This window comes from Eubacterium segne, assembly GCF_014287775.1.
Lineage (GTDB): Bacteria > Bacillota > Clostridia > Lachnospirales > Lachnospiraceae > Eubacterium_G > Eubacterium_G segne.
On the sequence record NZ_JACOOZ010000001.1, the window covers coordinates 417,361 to 439,399 of the forward strand.

The window sequence follows — 22,039 nt, forward strand, 5'->3', positions numbered from 1 at the left end:
TTATTCTCCTTTCTTTTTAAGTTCTATAGCTCCAAACTTACAATTGCTCATGCAAAGTCCACAGCCGTTACACATTGTTCCGTCAATTGCCACTGTTCCATCTTCCTTTTTAGTCATGGCAGGACAACCCGGAACTAAACACTGTCCGCATTTAACACATTTTTCAGGTATTGTATAACATTTTCCCTTAGGAACAAATGACTTAAGAAGTGCACATGGTGACTGGGAAATAATAACTGAAACCTCATCCCTTGCAACTTCTTCCTTAACTACCTTGGTTAATTTATCAACATCAAAAGCATCAACTACTTCAACATGTTTAACTCCCAATGCATGACATAAATCCACAAGATCAACTGCATATGCCGGCTCACCGTCTAGTGTTTTTCCTGTTGCCGGATGATCCTGATGTCCTGTCATTCCTGTTGTTGAATTATCCAAAATAATAACTGTACCTGTAGCCTTGTTATAAACCATGTTCATAAGTGAATTTACACCTGTGTGAAGGAATGTAGAATCACCAATTACGGCTACCCAGTTTTTAATGTAATCTTTTCCTTTTGCCTTCTCCATGCCGTGAAGAGTTGAAATACTTGAGCCCATACAAAGAGTTGTATCAACTACTGCCAACGGGTTTACAGCACCTAATGTGTAACATCCAATGTCACCTGCCGCATGAATTCTTAACTTCTTAAGAACGGAATATGTACTTCTGTGAGGGCATCCCGGACAAAGAATAGGTGGTCTTGCAGGAGCCTCATTTGAAGCTTTAACCTCAATTGTTTCACCTAAAATCTTCTCTCTTAACATATTGGCACTGTACTCGCCCTGAATTGTAAATAAATTTTTGCCGTCACATTCAATGCCCATTGCCTTAACCTGTTCTTCAATTACAGGTTCAAGCTCTTCCACAATTACAAGTCTGTCAACCTTTGACGCAAAATCCTTTATAAGCTTCTTTGGAAGAGGATGTACCAATCCCAGCTTCAATACTGAAGCCTCAGGTAAAACTTCCTTAACATACTGATAAGGTATTCCACTTGTAATAATTCCTATTTTTGTGTCATTATATTCTACTTTATTAATATCTAATGTATTAGCATCCTCAGCCATTCTGTTCATACGCTGTTCAACAAAAACGTGACGTTTAATGGCATTAGCAGGCATCATAACATTCTTTGCAATATTTCTCTCGTAAGGCTTATCATCAACCTCTACTCTATCCTCTAAATTAACAATACCCTGGGAATGAGCAATTCTTGTAGTTGTTCTTAAAATAATCGGTGTATCGTATTCCTCTGATAACTCATAAGCTCTCTTTGTAAATACCCTTGCTTCCTCACTGTCTGACGGTTCAATAACCGGAATCATGGAAGCACGTCCAATCATTCTTGTATCCTGTTCATTCTGTGAGCTGTAAATACCCGGGTCATCGGCTACAACAACCACCATACCACCATTTACTCCAATATACGCTCCTGAGTAAAGAGGGTCTGCTGCCACATTAAGACCTACCATTTTCATCATACACATAGATCTGCAGCCTGCCATGGATGCTCCTATGGCTACTTCCGCTGCCACCTTTTCATTAGGTGCCCATTCTGCATAAACCCCATCATACTTAACAATATTTTCACTTATCTCTGTACTAGGTGTTCCCGGATAAGCTGATGTTACCTTAACTCCGGCTTCATAAGCTCCACGGGCAATAGCTTCGTTACCTAGCATAATAGTCTGCTTGCTCAATATCTTCTCCTACCTCTCTTGAATAAATGTATCGCAATAACACTTTTTATTGCTTTAAAGTAATAAACTTAATTATAATTTATCCTGCATTATAAGTCAATGTATCAAGTTGACCATATCTGTAAAAAGGCTATTCCTTCTAATGCGGGAATCACGTATATTAAATTTCCCACAGCTTTTACTATCTTCACAGCTATCAACAACAAAAATATAAGTGATATAGCGACACACATTCCCGCTAATTTAATTTCAAATTTGCTTATTATTAAAAAATCAGAAAATCTCATATCCTATTATTTACTACTGCTTTAAATGCTCTTTAGCTGTTGTTTCTGTTTTTTCATTGTAACATTCAAAGATTTCGTCAAGTTCCTTATCACTTTGCTTCTTTGTAAACAGGCTGATTATAGGAACGATTATAAGTCCACCTACCATGGCTATAACACCTGAATTAATTGATGACTTAAATACATAACCAAGAACTGTCCCCCAGCCTGTAATATCTATTCCTGCCAAAGTTATTATAAGCTGGATAACTGCAATGGAGCACCCCCAGATGTAACAAACTACTGTAGCTGTTTTTGTAATGCCCTTCCAGTATAAACCATAAAGGAATGGTGCCAAAAATGCCCCTGCAAGAGCTCCCCATGAAACACCCATCATCTGTGCAATAAATGTAACTTCCGGATGTGCATCCTTAAATATAGCTATAACTGCTGAAACAAGGATAAAGAACACAATAAGCAATCTCATTAACGTAACCTGTTTCTTTTCTGTAATTTCCTTTTTGCATGCCGGCTTTATAACGTCTAAAGTAAATGTTGAACTTGATGTAAGTACCAGTGAAGAAAGGGTTGACATTGATGCAGACAATACAAGTACAATAACCACTGCAATTACAATAGAAGGTAATGTAGAAAGCATGGTAGGAATAATAGTGTCAAATAAAGGCTTTCCTGTAGCTTCATTAATGGTTATTTTATCACTGTACAATCTTCCAAATCCACCTAAGAAGTAGCAGCCTCCGGCTACAATAATGGCAAATACTGTAGAAATTACAGTTCCCTTATGTATATCTTTTTCACTTTTAATGGCATAAAATTTTCCTACCATTTGTGGAAGTCCCCATGTTCCAAGGGATGTAAGAACTACTACAAATAAAAGTGCCAATGGATCAGGTCCTAAAAATGATGAATAAGCTCCCTGCCATCCTGCATCTCCTGTGATAGCTGAAAGATTTTTTGTTGCATTAACCAAACCGCCATTATCTACAAGAACTGCACCTATAACAGCACAAATACCAAACAGCATGATAATGCCCTGAATAAAATCATTAATGGCTGTTGCCATATATCCGCCAAATATTACATATACACCGGTAAGCACTGCCATTACTGCAATAACTACCCAGTATGGAATATCAAAAACCAGACCAAACAAGCTGGACAATCCGTTATACAATGATGATGTATATGGAATTAAGAATATAAATACTATAATTGATGCAGCCACCTTAAGTGGTGTTGAGTTAAATCTCTTACCAAAGAAATCAGGCATGGTTTTTGCATCAATATGCTGTGTCATAACTCTTGTTCTTCTTCCTAATACGTTCCATGCAAGAAGTGAACCAATAAAGGCATTTCCAAGACCTGCCCATGTGGAAGCCAGTCCAAAATTCCATCCAAACTGTCCTGCATATCCAACGAAAATAACCGCTGAGAAGTATGAAGTACCAAAGGCAAATGCTGTAAGCCATGGGCCTACCGAACGTCCTCCAAGAACAAATCCATTTACGTCTGTTGTGTGTCTTCTGGTGTAAAATCCCACAAATATCATTATGGCAAAAAACACTACCAGCATAATGGAACATAATGTAACTGTTGTCATTTTAATTCCCTCCAAATTATTATGTGAATATATTTCCGTGGCTTTAAAGCGTTGAACTTTAAACCGTTACGCTTTAAAGTAGTAAAGCAATTATATAAAAAAAGAAACTGCTTGTCAACAACTGGTTTTGTCAACAGGCAGTTCCTAAACTACTTACTGTATTTCTTTTCAATATCTGTTATCATATCCACCCTTCTTGCATGTCTTCCGCCTTCAAATTCAGTTCCGAAAAACTCATCAAGAATCATCTTTGCCAGTTCAGTTCCAACTACACGGGCACCAAAAGCTATAATATTAGCATTATTATGCTGTTTTGTAAGCTTTGCTGAATAAGGCTCGCTGCAAACAGCTGCTCTTACTCCCGGAACCTTATTGGCACTCATGGATATTCCAATTCCCGTTCCACAAATAAGTACACCGTAATCAACTTCCTTAGAAACTACTGCTTCTCCTACTTCCTGACCCTTACTTGGATAATCGCATTTAATTATTTCACCGTTTTCATCGTAATTAGTTCCGTAATCAACACATTCATATCCTTTTTCTTCCATATATTTCAACAATTCATTTTTCAAATCAATTGCTGCATGGTCGCATCCAAATCCAATTTTCATTTTATTTTCCTCTTTTTTAATAATATATTTGTATTTTCATTTTAACCAGTACGGTATTATATGTCAAATCCATAATGGAATGCTTGATTTTCTTTTCATAAGTTATATACTATTAATACAATACAATGTTAAATGAGGGAGCGCTGTTTAAATATGAAAATTAAAAAACTTCTTTGGGGGATTTTTTTTGTTTTTTTTCTAATCATATTGATTTTTTCCGGATACAAAATAATCTCTATTTTTTTTGACAACGGTGGCAATGTTGATAAATATATTGAAGAAACATCCACTATAACAAAGGAAAGTGAAAGTGATTCCATGGCTGATAATCATGGTATTAAATGGTCATCCCTTAAGAAAGCCAACGATGATATATACGCATGGATTTACATTCCAAACACTAATGTGGATTATCCCATTGTTCAGTCTTCAGTTTATGAGTCTGACACTCTTTACCTAGACCATAACATAGACAAGAAGCCTGACATAGCCGGTGCCATTTTTTCAGAGCGTGCCAACAGAAAGGATTTTTCTGACCCTGTGACGGTTATTTATGGTCATAACATGAAAAATGGTTCTATGTTTAAAACTCTCCACAGTTTTGAAGATGCTAAATTTTTCAAAAAAAATAAATTTATTTACATATATACGGAAAAACGTAAACTTACCTATAAGATATATTCGGCGTATGTATACGATGACAGACATATATTAAATTCATTTAATTTTGAAGATAAAAAGATATTTAAAAAATATTTAAAGTCTACCCAAAATCCACAATCCCTTACAAAAAATACCCGTAAGGTGGATTTAAACACCGACAGTAAGGTACTGACTCTTAGCACCTGCACTAACGGTGCCGCAAACACACGATATTTAGTACAAGGAGTATTAATTAAAGATGAGCAGACAAAGTAACGATTTATATAGCAATATAGAATTAGTGCCTGATGATTATTCAGATGATAAGCAGGCTGATTCAGGTAATAGTGCCACTAATTTAGAAGATGAACAGGTTACCTCCAAAGGCGAACATCACAGCAGTCACCACTCAGGTTGCGGACATCACTCCAGTGGCTCCCACCATCCAGGGCGTGGGCATCATTCCGGTCACCATCATCATAGCCACTCCTCTAGTAGAAAAAGTGGCTCTAAGAAAAAGAAAAAATGGAGCAGGAAGAAAAAATTCTTCGTTATATTGCTCTTGGTGATTTTATTTTTAATTCTTGCACTTTTAACTACTTTTGGAGTAATGCATTATTTAGGCAAAAAATCCTTACTGGGAAATGAGGCAGTTGCCCTTACTCTTCCTGAGGATATTAACTATGACGATATTGAAGGCGACGGCAAAACCATAGAATACAAGGGACACACTTACGAGTTTAACAGTAACATTGCAAGTATTTTGTTTATGGGTGTTGACCATGATGAGTTTAAAGATGATGCCGTTCCATCTACAGCAGGACAGGCCGATGCCCTGTATCTTATGACCTATAATATTTCCACCGGAAAAATTAAGGTTTTAGCCCTTAACCGTGATATTATGACTGATATCAGCAGATATGACAGTGAAGGTAATTATTATGATACGGCGACTAAACAGTTATGTCTTGCTTATGCATATGGAGACGGAAAAGAATTAAGTGCCAAAAATCAGGCTATGGCAGTGGAACGTTTTATTTACAACATTCCAATTAATACATACTACGCCATTGATTTTTCATCCCTTAAAATATTAAATGATGATATCGGTGGTGTCACGTTAACACCTGAGTACACCTTTTCCTCCTTCACCAAAGGGCAAAAAATTACTCTGAAAGGTGAAACTGCCGAACAGTTTGTAAGATACAGAAATACAAATCTGTTAGATGACAACCTACGACGTATGAGTTGCCAGAAGCTGTACCTTAACAGTTTTGTCAGTCAGCTTTTGCCATCATTAAAAAAAGATATTAACGTTCCGCTAAAATTGTACAAAGATTCATCAAAGTACACAGTAACAAATTTAGATGCCAATATTATGGTATATTTGGCATCGACTCTGGCAACTAACTATTCCGGGCTTAACATTACTTCCATTAAAGGCAAGTATGTAGAGAAGAAAGATGACCGGTTTGCTGAGTATAAAATCAATAAAACTGATTTATTCGAGAAAATATTAGATATTTATTATATAAAAACTCGTTAATATGTTGCTTTTTTGTTGATTTATTGTATAATTACTTAATAGTATCAAATTTTGTATATGGGAGGTCTACTTATGAAAAGAAAGTTTATTGCTTTGTTTATTACTTTAGTTTTAACATTTGCTTTTTCTGCTAACTGTTTTGCTCTTCCGAGTCCAACAGAGAAACCTATCAAGCCGACAACATCACAGACTGTTACAGTTAAACCGGCTAGCGATAAGGATGGCAATTGGTCAAAGGGTGATAAGAAAGGTCTTACTTTTGTAACAAACGTTAAGCTTGATAAGAATACAACTATTTATGTTGATGGTAAGGTACTTGATGCATCAGATTATGTTGTAAAGAATAATAAAATTATTTTATCAGCTGACTTTTTAGCAAGTCTTTCATGTGGTAAACACACACTTACAGTTAAAACAAGTATAGGTACAGCAAGCTGCGATTTCTATATTTCTGAAAACGGCGAAACTGTAGCACCTAACAATAAAAGTGTTTCACCAAAGACAGCTGACAATGGCAATTATGTTCTTATTCCTGTAGCATTAATTTCAGCTTTATTCCTTGGAATTATGCTTTTAGGAAGAAAAAGAATTACAGAATAATTGATTCATACTTAAATCAAAAACAGTGAAGTGTTCATGGCTTCACTGTTTTTTTGTTTTTGTAAATGCCCCGGTAAATAATTTTATATGATACTTCATTTTTTCAACAACTTAGTTTAATAACAGAATTCTGCCTTACACGTAAAAAAACCTTTCGTCATGATTATCATAACGAAAGGTTTTCTTATGCCGGCGACCGGAATCGAACCGGTACTGTGTTGCCACAACAGGATTTTAAGTCCTGCGCGTCTGCCAGTTCCGCCACGCCGGCGTTTATTAATGAAATAATCATTAATATAATGGGCAGAGGTGGATTCGAACCACCGAAGCAAGTTGCAGCAGATTTACAGTCTGTCCCCTTTGGCCACTCGGGAATCTGCCCATTCACAATATATATTTATATCACATTACTTAAAAAAGTGCAACAACATTTATTACATATTCCAAATTATTTCCATTATATTCACCAAATCTTTTTCTTTTTCATTTTAATCTTTGACACAAAGCTATATTGATACTATACTGTTTATAATCCAGAGGCAAATATAGGAGAACAATACTACAAAATGAATAAGAAAAAATTATTTTGGGGTGTAACCTTTATTGTAGCAGTTATTGTTTGTGTAATTTGCGGTTATAAAATCATTTCCTACTTTCTAAGTGACGGTGGAAATTCCGCAGAATACATTAATCCTGAAACAGAAACGAATACTGCCACTTTGGTTAATACCGTAGAAAATCACAATATAAACTGGGTTAAGTTGCAGGAAAAAAATTCCGACGTTTATTCATGGATATATATTCCTAACACTAACGTTGATTATCCTGTAGTACAGCCGGGTAAAAATTTATCTGATGACTTTTATCTTAACCATAATGTAAACAGGGAAAACGAATTTGCCGGTGCTATTTATACGGAAAAGCAAAATGCAAAGGATTATTCCGACCCTGTAACCGTATTATACGGGCATAATATGCTTAACGGTTCTATGTTTAAGTCACTTCATAAATTTGAAGATGCTAAGTTTTTTAAGAAAAACAAATATATCTATATTTATATGCCAAATCACCGTTTAACCTATAAAATTTATGCAGCTTATGTATACGATGACAGACATATTCTTAATGCCTTTAAGCTTAGCGACAAAAAAGTTCTAAAAAAATATTTTGAATATACCACAAATCCGAATTCTCTTTCAAAAAATATCAGGAAAGTGTCTCTTGATATAAACAGTAAAATAATAACACTTAGCACTTGCACCAATGGTGCTGAAAATACACGATATTTAGTACAGGGGGTTTTAATTAAGGATGAGCAAACCAATTAATTCTTTAACTGAGGACAAAGATTTAGAAAATTTAAGCAATGCCGGGGATAATACAGATAACACTGTTTCCCACAATTTAGACAAAGAAGAAAGTAGTACTGAAAAAGAGGTTAGTGATGCTCACTCCTCACACCATCATCACCAACATTATCATCACAATACCGATGTAATTCATGATAATGGCGATGGTGAAACTTTTGAGGTTGATTGGGATACAATTGAAAGAAATTACAAGCACAGACATCACCATCGTTCTCATTCATCCGGGGAATCAGATGATAAAGCTTCTGATATATCTCATTCAAGTGATAATCACAAATTTAATAAGGGGCATCTTTCAAGAGGAAACAGCAAAACAAATAATAAGAAAAAACGCATGAGCAAAAAGAAGAAGATTTTTCTTGGCATATTAATCTTTTTACTGTGTGTTATTCTGGGAATTGTAGTAACATTTTTCGTAATGAGATATTTAGGTCAGAAAAAACTTCTTAACTATGACAATGTTAATATGAGTTTCCCTAAGGATATTGATTACGAAAATAATGGACGTATTGTTTATTACAATGGTCATACATATGAATTTAATGATAATATTGCAAGTATACTGTTTATGGGTATCGACAAACGTAAATTAGTAGACGATGCAGTAGCAGCAACAGCCGGTCAGGCGGATGCACTTTATTTATTAACATATGATACCTCTAACGGACATATTAAAGTTCTGTGTTTAAACAGAGATACCATGTCAGAGGTTATCAGATACAATGCTGCCGGCAAATATTACGATACAGAAACAAAACAAATTTGTCTTGCTTATGCTTATGGCGACGGTAAAACCACCAGTGCGGAAAATCAGGTTACTGCCGTGGAAAGATTAATATACAACATTCCAATTAATGCTTACTATGCTATCGACCTTTCTGCTATTAAAGTAATAAATGACGATATTGGTGGGGTTACGGTAACACCTGAGTATACTTTTGGAAGCTTTACAAAGGGACAATCCATTACCTTAAAAGGTGATTTAACAGAGGAGTTTGTACGACACAGGGATACAACCCTGCTTGATGACAACCTAAGACGTATGTCATGTCAGAGGCTATATCTTAATTCCTTTACTTCTCAGATTGTGCCCGCGATAAAGGATGACTTTACTTTGCCACTTAAGCTTTATCAGGATAGTTCTGAATACACGGTTACCAACATAAATCCTAATATTATGACTTATTTGGCATCATCCCTTGCCACTAACTATTCAGGACTTAACATGATAACCACCAAAGGTGAATATAAAATGGTAACAGGGGATGCTTCTGCTGAGTTTAAGTTAGACAAAAACGACTTTTTTGAAAAGATACTTGATATATATTATAATAAAATCAAATAATAGATTTAGTTTTGTTATAAAAAATATTTGATTTTTAATTTCATTAATGTATAATGGTATAAGATATTAGAAAGATTTTAGTTATGGAGGTTAAACTTATGAAAAAGAATTTACTTGCTTTATTAGCTACATTGATATTGACTTTTGCATTTTCAGTAAACTGTTTCGCAGCTGTAAGCCCATCAGCAACTGTTATCCCAACTGATGAGGAAGTTACAACAGGTAACGGTGGTGGTGGAAACACTTCACAGACATCACCAAAAACAGGTGCTAACATTGCTTTAGGTTTTGTTGCTGTTGTTTCAGCAGCCGGCGTTGCATTAGTATCAAAGAAGAAATTTTCAGAGGCTGAATAATTTAATTTTAATATAAAAAATAGTTCCAACATTTTGTTGGAACTATTTTTTATATTATATACTTCTGTACACAACTGCACTTTGACCGGGAACACGTATATGAATATGTCCGTCTTCCTGAGCTGTTTTTATCCTTCCACAGTTATAGAACTCTCTTGACGTCTCTATAAGTCTCTCCCATACTGTATCATCTTCCTTTCCAAGAATTAGAACCGGAATATTTATCTCCATATCACCATTAGAAGTATTTATGGCAGTGACCACAGCATCCTTATCATCAAAACGTCCATAACATACTAGATCTTGGTTACTTGCAAGTGGTTTGTAGGAACCTGTTTTTAGCACTTTATTATGTCTGTGAAGGGCAATTGCTTCTCTGTAAAATTCCATTATTTCCAGATTTTCTTTCCCCCATGGGTAGGTTCTTCTGTTATCCGGATCAGTCCATCCACAGACTCCCGCCTCGTCACCGTAATACAAGGTTGGTGCTCCCGGAAGAGTCATCTGCATTATTACACCCTGCTTAAAAATGGCTTCGTTGATATTCTCCTGTGCCGCTTTTGTTCCGGATGTTGCCACACGACCTACCATTTTGTTAGTTCTTGTTAAAAACCTTGAATGGTCATGATTAGACAATTCGTTCATGGCAACTAACGACGATTCCGTCTGAAGTCTTGATAAAAAATACTTTATGGCATGATTAAAAGCCTCAGCATTTCCCAGCATCGAAGGATTTGAATTATCAGAATGCTTATCCACACCTGTAAGAAACCATGATACAGGATCCATAAATCCGTCATAGTTCATTACCGTATCCCACTGGTCTCCCCTCAGCCATGCATTTGCATCACCATAATGCTCCGCCAAAATAATTGCATTAGGATTTGCCTCTTTTACGGCTTTTCTAAACTTTCTCCAAAACTGATGGTTAAACTCCTCGCTATGTCCTAAATCCGCTGCCACATCCAATCTCCAGCCGTCTACATTATAAGGAGGTGATACCCATTTTCTACCTATGTTAAGAATATATTCACATAGTTTTTCGCTTTCCTCATAGTTAAGCTTTGGCAATGTGTCAAATCCCCACCAGCCCTCATAACTTCCGTTATCCGGCCAGCTTTCATTTCCAAATTTGAAAAAGGAACTGTAAGGGCTATCCTTAGATTCATAGGCTCCCGGGTGGTAATTTTTATTTCCCCGATATATTCCCTCTCTGTCCATCCATTTATTAAATGAACCGCAGTGGTTGAAAACACCGTCTATAATTACTTTTATTCCCTTTTCATGGGCTTTTTTTACCAGTTTAATAAATAATTTATTACTTTCCGCAAGATTTTCTAAATCAGTTGTTCTGATTTTGTACTTATCTGCAGAAAAATTATTTGATGCATAATGGGCTACTGTACCCCCACCGTCATTTACTATTTTTCCAAAATGAGGGTCAACAAAGTCATAATCCTGAATATCATACTTGTGATTAGAAGGCGAAACAAAAATAGGATTAAAATATATTACCTCAATTCCTAATTTGCTTAAATAATCAAGTTTGTCTATTACCCCTTGAAAATCTCCTCCATAAAACTGCCGTGTCCCATCTACTGCCGAAGGCTCGCTCCAGTTATCCACATGGGACACACCCCGTCCAATATATATATACTCATCATTTACCACATCGTTGGACTTATCCCCATTGCAAAAACGGTCAACCATAATCTGGTACATTACTGCACCCTTTGCCCAATCCGGTGTGGTAAATCCGGGAGTAAACTCAAACTCCCACTCATTTGAACAATACTCACTTGCACCTGATGCATCATAAAATAAAATCTTACGACTATCCGCTACCTTAAAATGGTATCTCACCAGTTTTTCCGGCAACGCAAGACTTACGCTGAAATAGTCGAAACTTCCTTCATGCTTTTCACAACACATCCTCATTTCTGTATTTCTAATACATAAAAAAGCCTCATTTACTTCCCCTGCTGCCGTTCTAAGAACAAATGTATATATGCCTTTTTCTTCGTCATATCTTAAAAACCTTTGTGTTCCATCGTGAAATAAAGCTTCTTTCCGTCTGTTCATCTTATAAAACCTTCTTTTCTAGAATAATGCCTCAAATTCTTCCTGACCGATTTTTTCCTTCTCCATTAAGAGATTTGCAGAAGCATGAAGCTGTTCCATATAATCTTTTATTATTGCTTTAGCCTTTTCGTAGCAATCTTCTACAATGTCACGGACTTCCTGATCAATAGCTGATGCAGTATTTTCCCCATATCCCTTTGAATGTGCCAAATCTCTTCCGATAAATACATCATCTGAATCGTCATCGTAATTAATAAGTCCAAGCTTCTCTGAAAATCCGTATTTAGTAACCATGGCTTTTGCCGTAGCCGTAGCCTGCTTAATATCCTGAGATGCACCTGTTGTAACATCATCTAAAATAAGTTCTTCAGCAATACGTCCGCCTAAACTTACCATAATATCCTGAATCATTTTTCCTCTTGTTAAGAACATTTCGTCTTTTCCCGGAAGAGGCATAGTGTAACCTGCTGCCCCTGCACCTGTAGGAATAATGGAAACTGTATGAACAGGTCCCACATCCGGAAGTACATGGAAAAGAATTGCATGACCTGATTCATGGTATGCAGTAATTCTCTTTTCTTTTTCAGATATAATTTTGCTTCTCTTTTCCTTACCAATTCCAACTTTAATCATTGCCTTATTAATTTCTTCCTGGGTAAGAAATGCCTTTCCTTCCTTGGCAGCAAGAATTGAAGCTTCATTTAAAAGATTTTCCAGATCAGCTCCCGTAAATCCTGATGTGATCTGTGCTATCTGCTGTAAATCAACATCGTCACCAATAGGCTTATTCTTGGCATGAACTTCCAAAATCTCTTTTCTTCCTTTAACGTCAGGTCTTCCAACCATAACTTTTCTGTCAAAACGTCCCGGTCTTAAAATAGCCGGATCTAATATGTCCACACGGTTTGTTGCAGCCATAACGATAATTCCCTCGTTAACACCAAAACCATCCATTTCAACTAACATCTGGTTAAGTGTCTGCTCACGTTCATCGTGTCCACCACCCATACCTGTTCCACGTCGTCTTGCAACGGCATCAATTTCGTCAATAAATACAATACATGGTGCATTTTTCTTTGCTTCCGCAAATAAATCTCTTACTCGTGATGCACCTACACCTACAAACATTTCCACAAAATCAGAACCTGAAATAGTGAAAAACGGAACCTTTGCCTCTCCTGCAGTTGCTTTAGCCAAAAGAGTTTTACCTGTTCCCGGAGGTCCCTCTAAAAGTACACCCTTAGGGATTCTTGCCCCAAGATCAATGTATTTTTTAGGATTCTTAAGGAAGTCAACTATTTCTTCCAATTCCTCTTTTTCTTCTTCTAAACCGGCAACCTTTGAGAAATCCATGTTTTTGATATCAATAACCATCTTTGCACGGCTTTTTCCAAAGTTAGCCATTTTACCACCGCCACCATTAGCGTTGGCGTTCATCATCATAAAAACAATTAATACCACAACTCCTAAAAGAATCATTGGCAAAACAGTTGTAAGAAAAATGCTGTCCCTGCTTACATCCTCTAAATAAGGTCGGATGTCTGTTCCAACATTATTGTTGATTTCCTCAATATCATCAGATACTTTATTTACATCTGAAACATAAATACTTTTTGTCTCGTCATTTTTTAATTTAACAATAATCTTTCCTGTAGGAATTTCCTTATTCTGTTTTATGGTGATTTCACTGACATTTTTATTTTTCATGTCATTTAAGAAATCTTTGTATTTATAGTCGCTGGTTATAAGACTTCCACCGATATTATAAAGTACGTATCCAATAACTAATATCAGAACCACAATATATATCTTTGAAAGACTACCCCTTTTTAATGTGTTCAAATCTGCCTCCTTAAATGTATTATAATTCTACTATTCCAATATATGGTAAATCCCTGTAGCTCTGATCGTAATCAAGACCATAGCCTACTACGAATTTGTCTTCAATTTCAAATCCTACGTAATCAACGTTTACGTCATCTACTTCTCTTCTATCCGGCTTATCTAACAATGTAGTAACCTTAAGACTTGCAGGCTTTCTCTCTTTTAACATAGGAATAAGTCTGCTTAATGTATTTCCTGAGTCAATTATGTCTTCCACAACAATAACATCAAGACCTTCAATGCTTTCATCTAAATCCTTTTTAATTGTAATGGTTCCTGAGCTTTCAGTTCCTGAGCCGTAGCTTGAAACACTCATAAAATCCAGTGTTACCGGAACTGTTATTCTCTTTGCCAGTTCACATGTATAAAAAACACTTCCCTTTAAAATGCAAATTAATCTTATTTCCTTTTTGGCATAATCCTTACTTATCTGAGCTGCCAGTTCCCTGATTCTTTTGTCTAACTTTTCCTCACTAATGTACTCTGCTATTTTGTGTCTCATAGTATTACTCCTTATTTTTATAATTTATTCTTATAATGTTCTTTGTTTCCGGTGTAACCTTATAATATGCACTGATTCTATATCCCGGAATCCACACAATATGGTTTCCGTCAGCTAACAGCGGCATGGTATCTCTATCCTCTTTTTTTATTTTTTCATTAATAAAATATTCCTTGAGTTTTTTCTTCCTGCCGTTATCATCAATTACAATGTAATCACCCTTAGCTCTTGTTCTCAGAATTAACTTATCTATTTTATCATAATCAAGCCATTTCGTATATACTAATTCCTTTATATTTTCCCTGTTAAATCCATTATTTTCACTAACAATTTCTACTGTGTCGTCTTTAAAAATCCTGCCCTTATCAATTAGGACTTTTTCCTTGAAATCCTGCTGTTTATTTTCAGCTTTTTTTATTATAACTCCGTCATATTCCTTTACTGCAATAAGATTATATGGAAGATTTATTTTTTTTGAAACCTGACTTTTAAATAATGTGGCAACGTCCCTTACATGAACATCCATTATGTCCTTAAGGCAGCCTGCCTGATTTTCAATAACCCGCCTTATAACCTGATTTTTAACAGCGGGATGGAGAAATTCTCCCTCATTTAAAATTAAATTACCCTTTACATATTTTTTATATTCTGCATCAACCTGCTGCTCCATATAATCATTAATTTCACTTAATTTTTCAGCCGCATTTACAATATTATATTCAGCTTTTTTATTTATATTTTCTTTTATATAGGGCAAAAGCTCCAATCGGATTTTATTTCTTGTATATTCTGTAGATTTATTTGTTATATCCATACAATAACTAATGTTTAAACTGTCTAAATATGCTTCAATTTCTGCCCTTGTTACACAAAGAAGCGGTCTCACAATCTTGTCTCTTTGTACCGGAATGCCTGTCATTCCCTTAATTCCCGTGCCTCTGAACATATTAAACAGTATTGTTTCACTATTGTCATTTAAATTGTGTGCCACTGCGATTTTATCAGACTTTAGTTCATTTGCCAGCTCATAAAAAATTCTGTATCTTTCCCTTCTGCCGGCTTCCTCCTCCGACATACCGGTTTTCTTTACTATTTCAGGCACATTAATATGGTATGGAAAAAAAGAGAGATTTTCCTTTTCACAAAATTCTTTCACAAAGTTTTCGTCTTCCAGGGCATCCCCTCCCCTTATTCCGTGATTAACATGTACCACATAAAGTTTAAGATTTAATCTATGTTTTAGTTTACATAAAACTGTAAGCATACAAATGGAGTCAGCGCCTCCTGAAACTCCCAGTATGACGCTGTCTCCACTGTCAAATATTCTATTTTCTTTTATAAATTTAAAAACCTTTTCAACCATATTTCTAATATACTTTATGGTGGTTTTTCTGTCAAATATATATAGTTCATTTAGTTTCCTCCATAATGTAACGCCCCCTCCCTTCGGTCAGCGGCAATTCGTCGGAAACATTCCCATAAATGAACTTCGTTCATTTAGTTTCCTCCTCCTCCAATTTTTTCCCATATTCCGGTACAAAGCACCGTCATGTCATCCTTCGGGATTCCATCTGTCATTGCCAGTGTCCTGCTTAAAATATGTAATGCCATTTCTCTTGGACTTGAAGTATTTATTTCCATAATCAAACGTCCCATTGCCTCCTCCTTATCTTCACATTTCAGGGCATCCACAATGCCATCCGAAATCATTATTACAAAATCTCCATCATATAATTTTTTTGTTATTGCCTCTACATCCACCTCCTGAAACACTCCCATGGGAAGGGATGTGGATTTGATACATTCCACCCAGCTTCCTCTTTTAATATATGTGCACGCCGCACCCAGTTTTAGAAACTGACAAATACCGGAATACTGGTCTATTAATGCCATATCCACCGCAGTAGGCTCCTGCCACTGATTTCCTGCAAGAAGTATTGAATTAATCAGTTTAAGTGACGTACTTTCAGAAAAACCGCTTTCAGACAAATGTTCAAGCATATCAATTATCATCTCACTGTATTGTTTGGCTTTCTTTCCTGAGCCCATCCCATCACATATACTCATAAATGTCTGTCCCGTATTCATTTCCATCACTGTAAAGTTATCCCCGGAACATTCTTCATCTTCCCTTGTTCTTCTTGCTGTTCCGCTAATTGTCATAAAATTAACTTCCTCAAAGAAACAATACTGACTAAAATCCTCTCTTAAATCCATTATGTTCTCCTTAGATGCCCGCATTTTCTTTCCTAAGGCTTCAGACACAACATTTTCCATTAATTCTACTTTTATGTCTCCTTTAGCCCTTTTCTTTGCCATCATGCGAACCTCCAGCCGTCCTTTTCCATTTTCATTAATGGATATTTTTCTGGTAAGTATTTTTCTTTCTCTTAGCTTATGCTTTAAATAGTCATTCATTCCAAACAAAACCTTTGTTTCATCATACATGGGTTTGGTATAATACTCCAAAAGTTTTGCCATTTCATTTAGCTGTATCGCCATTGCCTCCCTGGTTTCCAACATTTTGTTGTACCAAAGATAATTCAATCTGGCCCTTTCCAAATACTGTATCTGCCCATTTTCACACCCTCTGCATATATTTCCTTCAATTTCTCTCTCAATTACCCCCTCCATAGGAATTTCCTGATTCCGCTCAAAGGCTGACATTTTCTTTATTTCCGTTGCCAGACTTTTAAAAGCCTCAGATGTTCTTATCATTCCCTCATTCTTTTCATTTTCCAGATTCTTGTAATCTCCGGGATAATTTTTGTCTCTTGGGTAATAATACATAACCTTTTTTACAAAGTATGTAAATATTATGGTGGTTGACCATGTAAGCATTACTATAGGAACTAATCCATATAACTCCCGCTTAACCATTCCATTCATAGCCCAGTCCATTGCTTCCACAGCCGTTGCTACTATAGATACTATTACCGCCGCAATATATGGATTGTATTCGGCCACTCCTTTTTTATATCCGCTTACACACAAGCCTGTTGTTGCCATCATTGTTCCATATTTTATTGCTGCTAATAATCCCCCCCACTTAAATATAGTAACTACCATTATGGGCCATGCCACAAAAGGTAAAAATTTTACTATGCATAGCGCACTGTAGTAGCTTTCTGCTATAGGAAAAAATCCAAGCATTGGGACTATGCAGGTTCCCACTCCTATCATTAGTAGAAAAAATAATTTGAGTATTTTTCGGCTCATTACTCCCTCCTTGCTTATTTTTTACACAAGAAAGTATACCCCCTGTCAAAGTTTTTTTTTGTCAAAATAAAGGCTGATAATCCTTATAATTTTCGACATCAACTTAAAAAGGTTCCAAGGACTGCTAATTAGTAACATCCTCGAAACCTTTTAATTTATTCTTCCGGCTTAATAATAACCTCATTAGGATAAAGCAATCCTAACTTCCTTGCCATCTCTTCTATATAACTGTCAGTCTTTACATATTCTTCTCTTTCCTTTAGTTCCTCTGACAGCTGTAATTCCTTTTCATACTTCTTCTGTAGCTTGCTTTCCTGTGCTTTTAGTTCATTTAAGGTTTTGTACTGGTTGTACATTTGTATGCCCATTACTATACAAAAAGCAACTACCACAAAAGATATGGAAAGTATCATTCTTTTACTCTTTATTCTTTTTTGCCTTATGGTGTTTAGCCTTGACGTGGCTCTTCTTCCGCTTTCTTCCGGCATTCTTTTTTTCCTTCTTTGCTCTTATATTTTTAATTACCTTATAAAATATAAGTTTAACCACTTTACATAACTTTTTCAATGGCTTTGCTAAAATTCTGCCAAGTTTTTTTATTCTTAATGCTAAAGCATCTATAATTTTCCTGCCAATAATCCATTCAAAAACCGCCATGGTGCCAAGAGCCATAATCACAGAGAAAAAACGTGGTTTTCCATAATTGTATCTTAAAAATATGTTAAACATAAATATTGATGCAAAAGTCCAGTAAATGGCATCTTCAACTATTACCCTAAACAACTTTGCAGGAAATATCCGCCTTAATATCCGCACTACATCGTAGCATATTATTAAAACAATTCCCCCATAAATGCTCATAAGTATAAGCATTGCCTCTTCACTTATCTGCCCGCTCATTATTTAAACATCCTTTTAAGAATGGATTTTCCTTTTTCTCCATAATCCTTAACATCTGAATAAACAATGCTGTCTACCGTTCCCTCAATATCTACTTCTCCCTTTTCAAGGCTAAGTCTTGTAACCTTAATGTCACTACCCTTAATATGAATCATTCCCAAGGTTGATTCTAACAGAATCTGGGTTAAATCAAAGGATACAACATCTTTTATGCCTGTAAGGGTAAGGCGTTTTCTATTGTCCATTGAAAGTTTGTGAGATTTTGATATATTACTTTGTTCCATAGGATAACCACCCCAAATTTCTTATAGGACAATATATTCACAATAACATAATTTATGCTTTTAAGTTGCCTTATCAGCTTAAATCCTTATACATTTCTGAAGCGGCTTCCTTCTTTACCGTCTCGTTTAAATTTAACACCTCTACCTTTACGGTTCTTTGTCCAAACTGTATCTGTATAATGTCACCTACCTTAACATCATAGGATGCCTTAACCACCTTGTCGTTTACTAAAACTCTTCCGGCATCGCATGCATCATTGGCAACTGTACGTCTTTTTATTATTCTTGATACCTTTAAAAATTTATCTATTCTCATTTCTGTGCCTCCTTTTTTTTAATGTAAATATAATAAAAAAAATAAATGCGTACTCACAAAAGTTGTAAGTACGCAATGCTTTCAATAACTATAACTTACGAAACGGTGTAGGATTACCGTTTCATAAATTTGCTTCGCAAATCACGCCATTTCATGGCTGGTCAACTACGATTTCGAAACACCTGATGTGTTTCAAAATCTATATATTACAAATTAGTTAAGAGCGTTCTTTAAAGCTGCACCAGCTTTGAATTTAGGAACCTTAGCTGCAGGAATTGTGATTTTTTCCTTTGTTGCAGGATTGATTCCCTGACGTTCAGGTCTTTCAGCTGCTTCAAATGTACCAAATCCAACTAACTGAATCTTTTCACCTTTCTTCATTTCTTCTACTACAACGTCTGTGAAAGCCTTAACTGCTTTAGCTGCGTCTGTCTTTGAAATTCCAGCTTCTTCTGCGATAGCTGCTACGAATTCTGTCTTGTTCATCGTTATTCCTCCTTGATAATTATCTTGATTATTAATGAGATTCTTCTCTCATCATCTATAAAGTTTATACTCTATTTAATATCCTTTGTCAAGGAAAACTGCCTATTTTATGGGGTTTTCCCTTATTTCTGCCTTGTGTAAAATTTCATCTGTATATTCAAATGATACTCATCATCAGGCAACAATATTCCCGATTTGAAATTCCTTTCATTTATGTGATTTGGAAAATATTGAGGTTCTAAGCAAAAAGCTTCTCTTTTCTGATATATTGCCCCATTTTTCCCTGATTCATTCTCCACAAAGTTTGCAGTATATAACTGTATTCCCGGAGTGTCTGCATATAATTCCATTACAATTCCCGACTTATCGCCATAAACTGTGGCTGCCTTTACTAACTCATTGCCTTCTTTATCTATAACAAAATTATGGTCATATCCACTTCCAAATGCCAGCTGTTCATCCTGACAGTGAATATCCTTTCCTATGTTTTTTCCCTTTGTAAAATCAAATGGTGTACCCTGTACGTTTCTAATTTCACCGGTAGGTATGGATTCTTTTGATTTCACCGGGGTAAAATATTTTCCATTTAGTTTTAGTACATGATTATATATACTGCCACTGCTATGACCATTTAAGTTGTAGTAGGAATGATTTGTAAAATTTGCCACTGTTGTTTTATCTGTTTTTGCCTTGTATGACAGCTTAAGGGTGTTATCCTCTAACAGTGTATATGTAAGGATAATCTCCATATTTCCGGGAAATCCCTGTTCCATATCCCTGCTTAATATCTTGAAAGATATGCTGTTTTCATTTTCTTCCCCGCATTTTTTCCACATTTTATGGGCAGTGCAGTTTTTTCCGCTATGAAGATTATTTTTTCCATCATTAGCTTCAAGTTTGTACTCTACACCCTCTATCTCGCATTTGGCATCTGATATTCTGTTGGCATTTCTACATACGTTTGCTCCAAAAAATGTATTAGAATTTTCATATTCCGCCCCGCTGTCGTAACCTAAAACCACGTCCGTTAAAACATTATTTTTATCCTTAACTTCTATGGAAACCAAAGTTGCCCCAAAATCCGTGACTTTCACTTTCATTCCATTTTTGTTTTCCAACGTATATAACGTTGCAACTGTATTGTCTGATACCCTTCCAAACTCTTCTTTTTTCATTTTACTATTTTACCTTTCCACAGCTTTTTCTATTAACAAGTTTACATGCCATTTTTATTCTAATGGGTGCATTACGGCTTAAATTGGAATTTGCGAACAAAATATTTACACCATATTGTCCCATTTCATATGCAGGAGCATGTACCGTGGCAAGCTCCGGTGTGGAATAACGACATATGTCTGAATCATCAAATCCCATAACTGACACCCTTTCCGGTACATTAATTTTATAATCTCCCAGTGCCTTTATGGCTCCTATGGCAATCTGGTCGCTGGCTGCAAATACCCCGGTAGGCAAGTCTCCGGATTTTATTATTTCCTCCATCATTTCATAGCCTGAATCTACGGAATACATACCTGTTTTTAACCATTTTTCGTATTCATATCCACGACTTTCACAAAATTCACAGTAATATCTTTTTCTGTCATCTTCAAATTCCGTATTTTCATCCAGATATTCCATTCCTCCTAAAAATGCCACCTGTTTATGTCCCAATTCTTCAAAATATTCCATAACATCATAAACAGCCTTTTTAAAGTCCATTGTAATGGAAGATGCCAGATAATTTTTAACAGGCATATCCAAAAATACTATATTATCTGTTATTTCTATTAATTCCTTTATTTCAATATCACTGAATTTTCCAATGCATATTAGTCCGTCGACACTTTCTAACTGTTCCAGGTAATTAACATCAGTTTTAAAGGTTCTTACTATTTCCACGCTGTTTTTCAGGCAAAAATCTTCTACACCTCTTCTAATATCTAAGTAATAACTGTCCTCCATTTCCTGCTTTGGTGAAAACCATTGTAAAATTCCCAGTTTAAACAGGGCTTTGCTGGCTTTGGGTATTTTTTTATACCCCAGCTTCTTTGCCACTTTCATTACTTTCCGTTTAGTTTCTAATGAAGCTGATAATGTAGGATCATTGTTAAGTATTCTTGACACTGCCGATACACTTACTCCTGATTTTTCAGCTATATCCTTAATCCTTGCCATATATAACCTCCACGTTATGTATTACATCTTTTACAAGTATATATTATTTTTATAAATTTTACTAGTTTTTTTAAAAATTTAGTAA

At 35.7% G+C, this 22,039-nt stretch carries 21 protein-coding genes and 2 tRNA genes; 6 read left to right on the forward strand and 17 right to left on the reverse strand.

The window, feature by feature from the left end:
* The 3 genes from iorA to rpiB form a co-directional block, all read right to left on the reverse strand.
* Window positions 1-1,728: an indolepyruvate ferredoxin oxidoreductase subunit alpha gene (gene iorA, locus H8S00_RS02020; protein WP_347497899.1), complete on the reverse strand. Its 1,728-nt coding sequence runs from the start codon at window positions 1,726-1,728 to the stop codon at window positions 1-3.
* A 318-nt stretch (window positions 1,729-2,046) separates the two neighbouring features.
* Entirely contained in the window at window positions 2,047-3,633 is a 1,587-nt protein-coding gene (locus tag H8S00_RS02025) for a sodium:solute symporter family protein (protein WP_021952171.1), read from the reverse strand.
* A gap of 149 nt (window positions 3,634-3,782) precedes the next feature.
* Window positions 3,783-4,247, reverse strand: coding sequence for a ribose 5-phosphate isomerase B (rpiB, locus tag H8S00_RS02030; protein WP_021952170.1), 465 nt, complete (start codon window positions 4,245-4,247; stop codon window positions 3,783-3,785).
* Window positions 4,248-4,400: 153 nt separating this feature from the next.
* On the opposite strand from rpiB, the gene srtB (H8S00_RS02035) reads away from it, so the two are divergent.
* The 3 genes from srtB (H8S00_RS02035) (at window position 4,401) to H8S00_RS02045 (ending at window position 7,035) form a co-directional block, all read left to right on the forward strand.
* Window positions 4,401-5,165, forward strand: a complete 765-nt coding sequence (gene srtB, locus H8S00_RS02035) for a class B sortase (RefSeq protein ID WP_158576835.1) — start codon at window positions 4,401-4,403, stop codon at window positions 5,163-5,165.
* Window positions 5,149-6,435: an LCP family protein gene (locus H8S00_RS02040; protein WP_186839900.1), complete on the forward strand. Its 1,287-nt coding sequence runs from the start codon at window positions 5,149-5,151 to the stop codon at window positions 6,433-6,435. Before srtB (H8S00_RS02035) ends, H8S00_RS02040 begins: the two co-directional genes overlap by 17 nt.
* A gap of 72 nt (window positions 6,436-6,507) precedes the next feature.
* Window positions 6,508-7,035, forward strand: coding sequence for a X2-like carbohydrate binding domain-containing protein (locus tag H8S00_RS02045; protein WP_158576837.1), 528 nt, complete (start codon window positions 6,508-6,510; stop codon window positions 7,033-7,035).
* A gap of 187 nt (window positions 7,036-7,222) precedes the next feature.
* On the opposite strand, the gene H8S00_RS02050 is transcribed toward H8S00_RS02045, so the two are convergent.
* Together H8S00_RS02050 and H8S00_RS02055 are read right to left on the reverse strand one after the other, a co-directional pair.
* Window positions 7,223-7,306 (reverse strand) — tRNA-Leu (locus H8S00_RS02050).
* A gap of 29 nt (window positions 7,307-7,335) precedes the next feature.
* Window positions 7,336-7,417 (reverse strand) — tRNA-Tyr (locus tag H8S00_RS02055).
* 184 nt (window positions 7,418-7,601) lie between these two features.
* Here H8S00_RS02055 and srtB (H8S00_RS02060) point away from each other — a divergent pair.
* The 3 genes from srtB (H8S00_RS02060) to H8S00_RS02070 all read left to right on the forward strand — a co-directional run bounded on the left by srtB (H8S00_RS02060) (window position 7,602) and on the right by H8S00_RS02070 (window position 10,106).
* Window positions 7,602-8,363, forward strand: coding sequence for a class B sortase (srtB, locus tag H8S00_RS02060; protein WP_021952166.1), 762 nt, complete (start codon window positions 7,602-7,604; stop codon window positions 8,361-8,363).
* A complete protein-coding gene (locus H8S00_RS02065; RefSeq protein WP_118589234.1) occupies window positions 8,347-9,750 on the forward strand; it encodes an LCP family protein in 1,404 nt (467 codons plus the stop codon). The genes srtB (H8S00_RS02060) and H8S00_RS02065 overlap by 17 nt, the downstream gene beginning before the upstream one ends.
* Before the next feature lie 98 nt (window positions 9,751-9,848).
* On the forward strand, window positions 9,849-10,106 hold the full coding sequence (locus tag H8S00_RS02070) for a hypothetical protein (protein WP_118589233.1): 258 nt from the start codon (window positions 9,849-9,851) through the stop codon (window positions 10,104-10,106).
* Between the two features lie 54 nt (window positions 10,107-10,160).
* Here the strand turns inward: H8S00_RS02070 and H8S00_RS02075 are convergent, their stop codons facing one another.
* From H8S00_RS02075 to H8S00_RS02130, 12 genes are all read right to left on the reverse strand, one after another.
* A complete protein-coding gene (locus H8S00_RS02075; protein WP_118589232.1) occupies window positions 10,161-12,188 on the reverse strand; it encodes an alpha-glycosidase in 2,028 nt (675 codons plus the stop codon).
* 18 nt (window positions 12,189-12,206) lie between these two features.
* Window positions 12,207-14,030, reverse strand: coding sequence for an ATP-dependent zinc metalloprotease FtsH (gene ftsH, locus H8S00_RS02080; protein ID WP_243053051.1), 1,824 nt, complete (start codon window positions 14,028-14,030; stop codon window positions 12,207-12,209).
* A 19-nt stretch (window positions 14,031-14,049) separates the two neighbouring features.
* Complete coding sequence (gene hpt / locus H8S00_RS02085; RefSeq protein ID WP_021952161.1) at window positions 14,050-14,574, reverse strand: hypoxanthine phosphoribosyltransferase; 525 nt, start codon at window positions 14,572-14,574, stop codon at window positions 14,050-14,052.
* 4 nt (window positions 14,575-14,578) lie between these two features.
* A complete protein-coding gene (gene tilS, locus H8S00_RS02090; protein WP_118589231.1) occupies window positions 14,579-15,937 on the reverse strand; it encodes a tRNA lysidine(34) synthetase TilS in 1,359 nt (452 codons plus the stop codon).
* 134 nt (window positions 15,938-16,071) lie between these two features.
* Window positions 16,072-17,793 (reverse strand): SpoIIE family protein phosphatase, encoded by a 1,722-nt coding sequence (locus tag H8S00_RS02095; protein ID WP_021952159.1) that lies wholly within the window; start codon window positions 17,791-17,793, stop codon window positions 16,072-16,074.
* A gap of 155 nt (window positions 17,794-17,948) precedes the next feature.
* The gene (locus tag H8S00_RS02100) at window positions 17,949-18,206 is read right to left on the reverse strand and encodes an FtsB family cell division protein (RefSeq protein WP_021952158.1); all 258 of its coding nucleotides are present in this window, start codon (window positions 18,204-18,206) and stop codon (window positions 17,949-17,951) included.
* A gap of 4 nt (window positions 18,207-18,210) precedes the next feature.
* On the reverse strand, window positions 18,211-18,693 hold the full coding sequence (gene yabQ / locus H8S00_RS02105; protein ID WP_118589229.1) for a spore cortex biosynthesis protein YabQ: 483 nt from the start codon (window positions 18,691-18,693) through the stop codon (window positions 18,211-18,213).
* Window positions 18,693-18,977 carry a sporulation protein YabP gene (gene yabP, locus H8S00_RS02110; protein ID WP_021952156.1) on the reverse strand — a complete coding sequence of 95 codons (285 nt, stop codon included), beginning with the start codon at window positions 18,975-18,977 and terminating at the stop codon, window positions 18,693-18,695. Before yabP ends, yabQ begins: the two co-directional genes overlap by 1 nt.
* Window positions 18,978-19,050: 73 nt before the next feature.
* The gene (locus tag H8S00_RS02115; protein WP_021952155.1) at window positions 19,051-19,293 is read right to left on the reverse strand and encodes an RNA-binding S4 domain-containing protein; all 243 of its coding nucleotides are present in this window, start codon (window positions 19,291-19,293) and stop codon (window positions 19,051-19,053) included.
* Between the two features lie 213 nt (window positions 19,294-19,506).
* Window positions 19,507-19,779 carry an HU family DNA-binding protein gene (locus H8S00_RS02120; protein WP_021952154.1) on the reverse strand — a complete coding sequence of 91 codons (273 nt, stop codon included), beginning with the start codon at window positions 19,777-19,779 and terminating at the stop codon, window positions 19,507-19,509.
* A gap of 122 nt (window positions 19,780-19,901) precedes the next feature.
* Window positions 19,902-20,954 carry an aldose epimerase family protein gene (locus H8S00_RS02125; protein WP_118589228.1) on the reverse strand — a complete coding sequence of 351 codons (1,053 nt, stop codon included), beginning with the start codon at window positions 20,952-20,954 and terminating at the stop codon, window positions 19,902-19,904.
* 4 nt (window positions 20,955-20,958) lie between these two features.
* On the reverse strand, window positions 20,959-21,954 hold the full coding sequence (locus H8S00_RS02130) for a LacI family DNA-binding transcriptional regulator (protein WP_118589227.1): 996 nt from the start codon (window positions 21,952-21,954) through the stop codon (window positions 20,959-20,961).
* Between the last annotated feature and the right edge of the window lie 85 nt (window positions 21,955-22,039).

Excerpts from the sequence above, each read along its gene's own strand:
- iorA (WP_347497899.1), bottom strand. The coding sequence starts at position 1,728 with ATGCTAGGTAACGAAGCTATTGCCCGTGGAGCTTATGAAGCCGGAGTT.
- H8S00_RS02025 (WP_021952171.1), bottom strand. The coding sequence starts at position 3,633 with ATGACAACAGTTACATTATGTTCCATTATGCTGGTAGTGTTTTTTGCC.
- rpiB (WP_021952170.1), bottom strand. The coding sequence starts at position 4,247 with ATGAAAATTGGATTTGGATGCGACCATGCAGCAATTGATTTGAAAAAT.
- srtB (WP_158576835.1), top strand. The coding sequence starts at position 4,401 with ATGAAAATTAAAAAACTTCTTTGGGGGATTTTTTTTGTTTTTTTTCTA.
- H8S00_RS02040 (WP_186839900.1), top strand. The coding sequence starts at position 5,149 with ATGAGCAGACAAAGTAACGATTTATATAGCAATATAGAATTAGTGCCT.
- H8S00_RS02045 (WP_158576837.1), top strand. The coding sequence starts at position 6,508 with ATGAAAAGAAAGTTTATTGCTTTGTTTATTACTTTAGTTTTAACATTT.
- srtB (WP_021952166.1), top strand. The coding sequence starts at position 7,602 with ATGAATAAGAAAAAATTATTTTGGGGTGTAACCTTTATTGTAGCAGTT.
- H8S00_RS02065 (WP_118589234.1), top strand. The coding sequence starts at position 8,347 with ATGAGCAAACCAATTAATTCTTTAACTGAGGACAAAGATTTAGAAAAT.
- H8S00_RS02070 (WP_118589233.1), top strand. The coding sequence starts at position 9,849 with ATGAAAAAGAATTTACTTGCTTTATTAGCTACATTGATATTGACTTTT.
- H8S00_RS02075 (WP_118589232.1), bottom strand. The coding sequence starts at position 12,188 with ATGAACAGACGGAAAGAAGCTTTATTTCACGATGGAACACAAAGGTTT.
- hpt (WP_021952161.1), bottom strand. The coding sequence starts at position 14,574 with ATGAGACACAAAATAGCAGAGTACATTAGTGAGGAAAAGTTAGACAAA.
- tilS (WP_118589231.1), bottom strand. The coding sequence starts at position 15,937 with ATGGTTGAAAAGGTTTTTAAATTTATAAAAGAAAATAGAATATTTGAC.
- H8S00_RS02095 (WP_021952159.1), bottom strand. The coding sequence starts at position 17,793 with ATGAGCCGAAAAATACTCAAATTATTTTTTCTACTAATGATAGGAGTG.
- H8S00_RS02100 (WP_021952158.1), bottom strand. The coding sequence starts at position 18,206 with ATGATACTTTCCATATCTTTTGTGGTAGTTGCTTTTTGTATAGTAATG.
- yabQ (WP_118589229.1), bottom strand. The coding sequence starts at position 18,693 with ATGAGCGGGCAGATAAGTGAAGAGGCAATGCTTATACTTATGAGCATT.
- yabP (WP_021952156.1), bottom strand. The coding sequence starts at position 18,977 with ATGGAACAAAGTAATATATCAAAATCTCACAAACTTTCAATGGACAAT.
- H8S00_RS02115 (WP_021952155.1), bottom strand. The coding sequence starts at position 19,293 with ATGAGAATAGATAAATTTTTAAAGGTATCAAGAATAATAAAAAGACGT.
- H8S00_RS02120 (WP_021952154.1), bottom strand. The coding sequence starts at position 19,779 with ATGAACAAGACAGAATTCGTAGCAGCTATCGCAGAAGAAGCTGGAATT.
- H8S00_RS02125 (WP_118589228.1), bottom strand. The coding sequence starts at position 20,954 with ATGAAAAAAGAAGAGTTTGGAAGGGTATCAGACAATACAGTTGCAACG.
- H8S00_RS02130 (WP_118589227.1), bottom strand. The coding sequence starts at position 21,954 with ATGGCAAGGATTAAGGATATAGCTGAAAAATCAGGAGTAAGTGTATCG.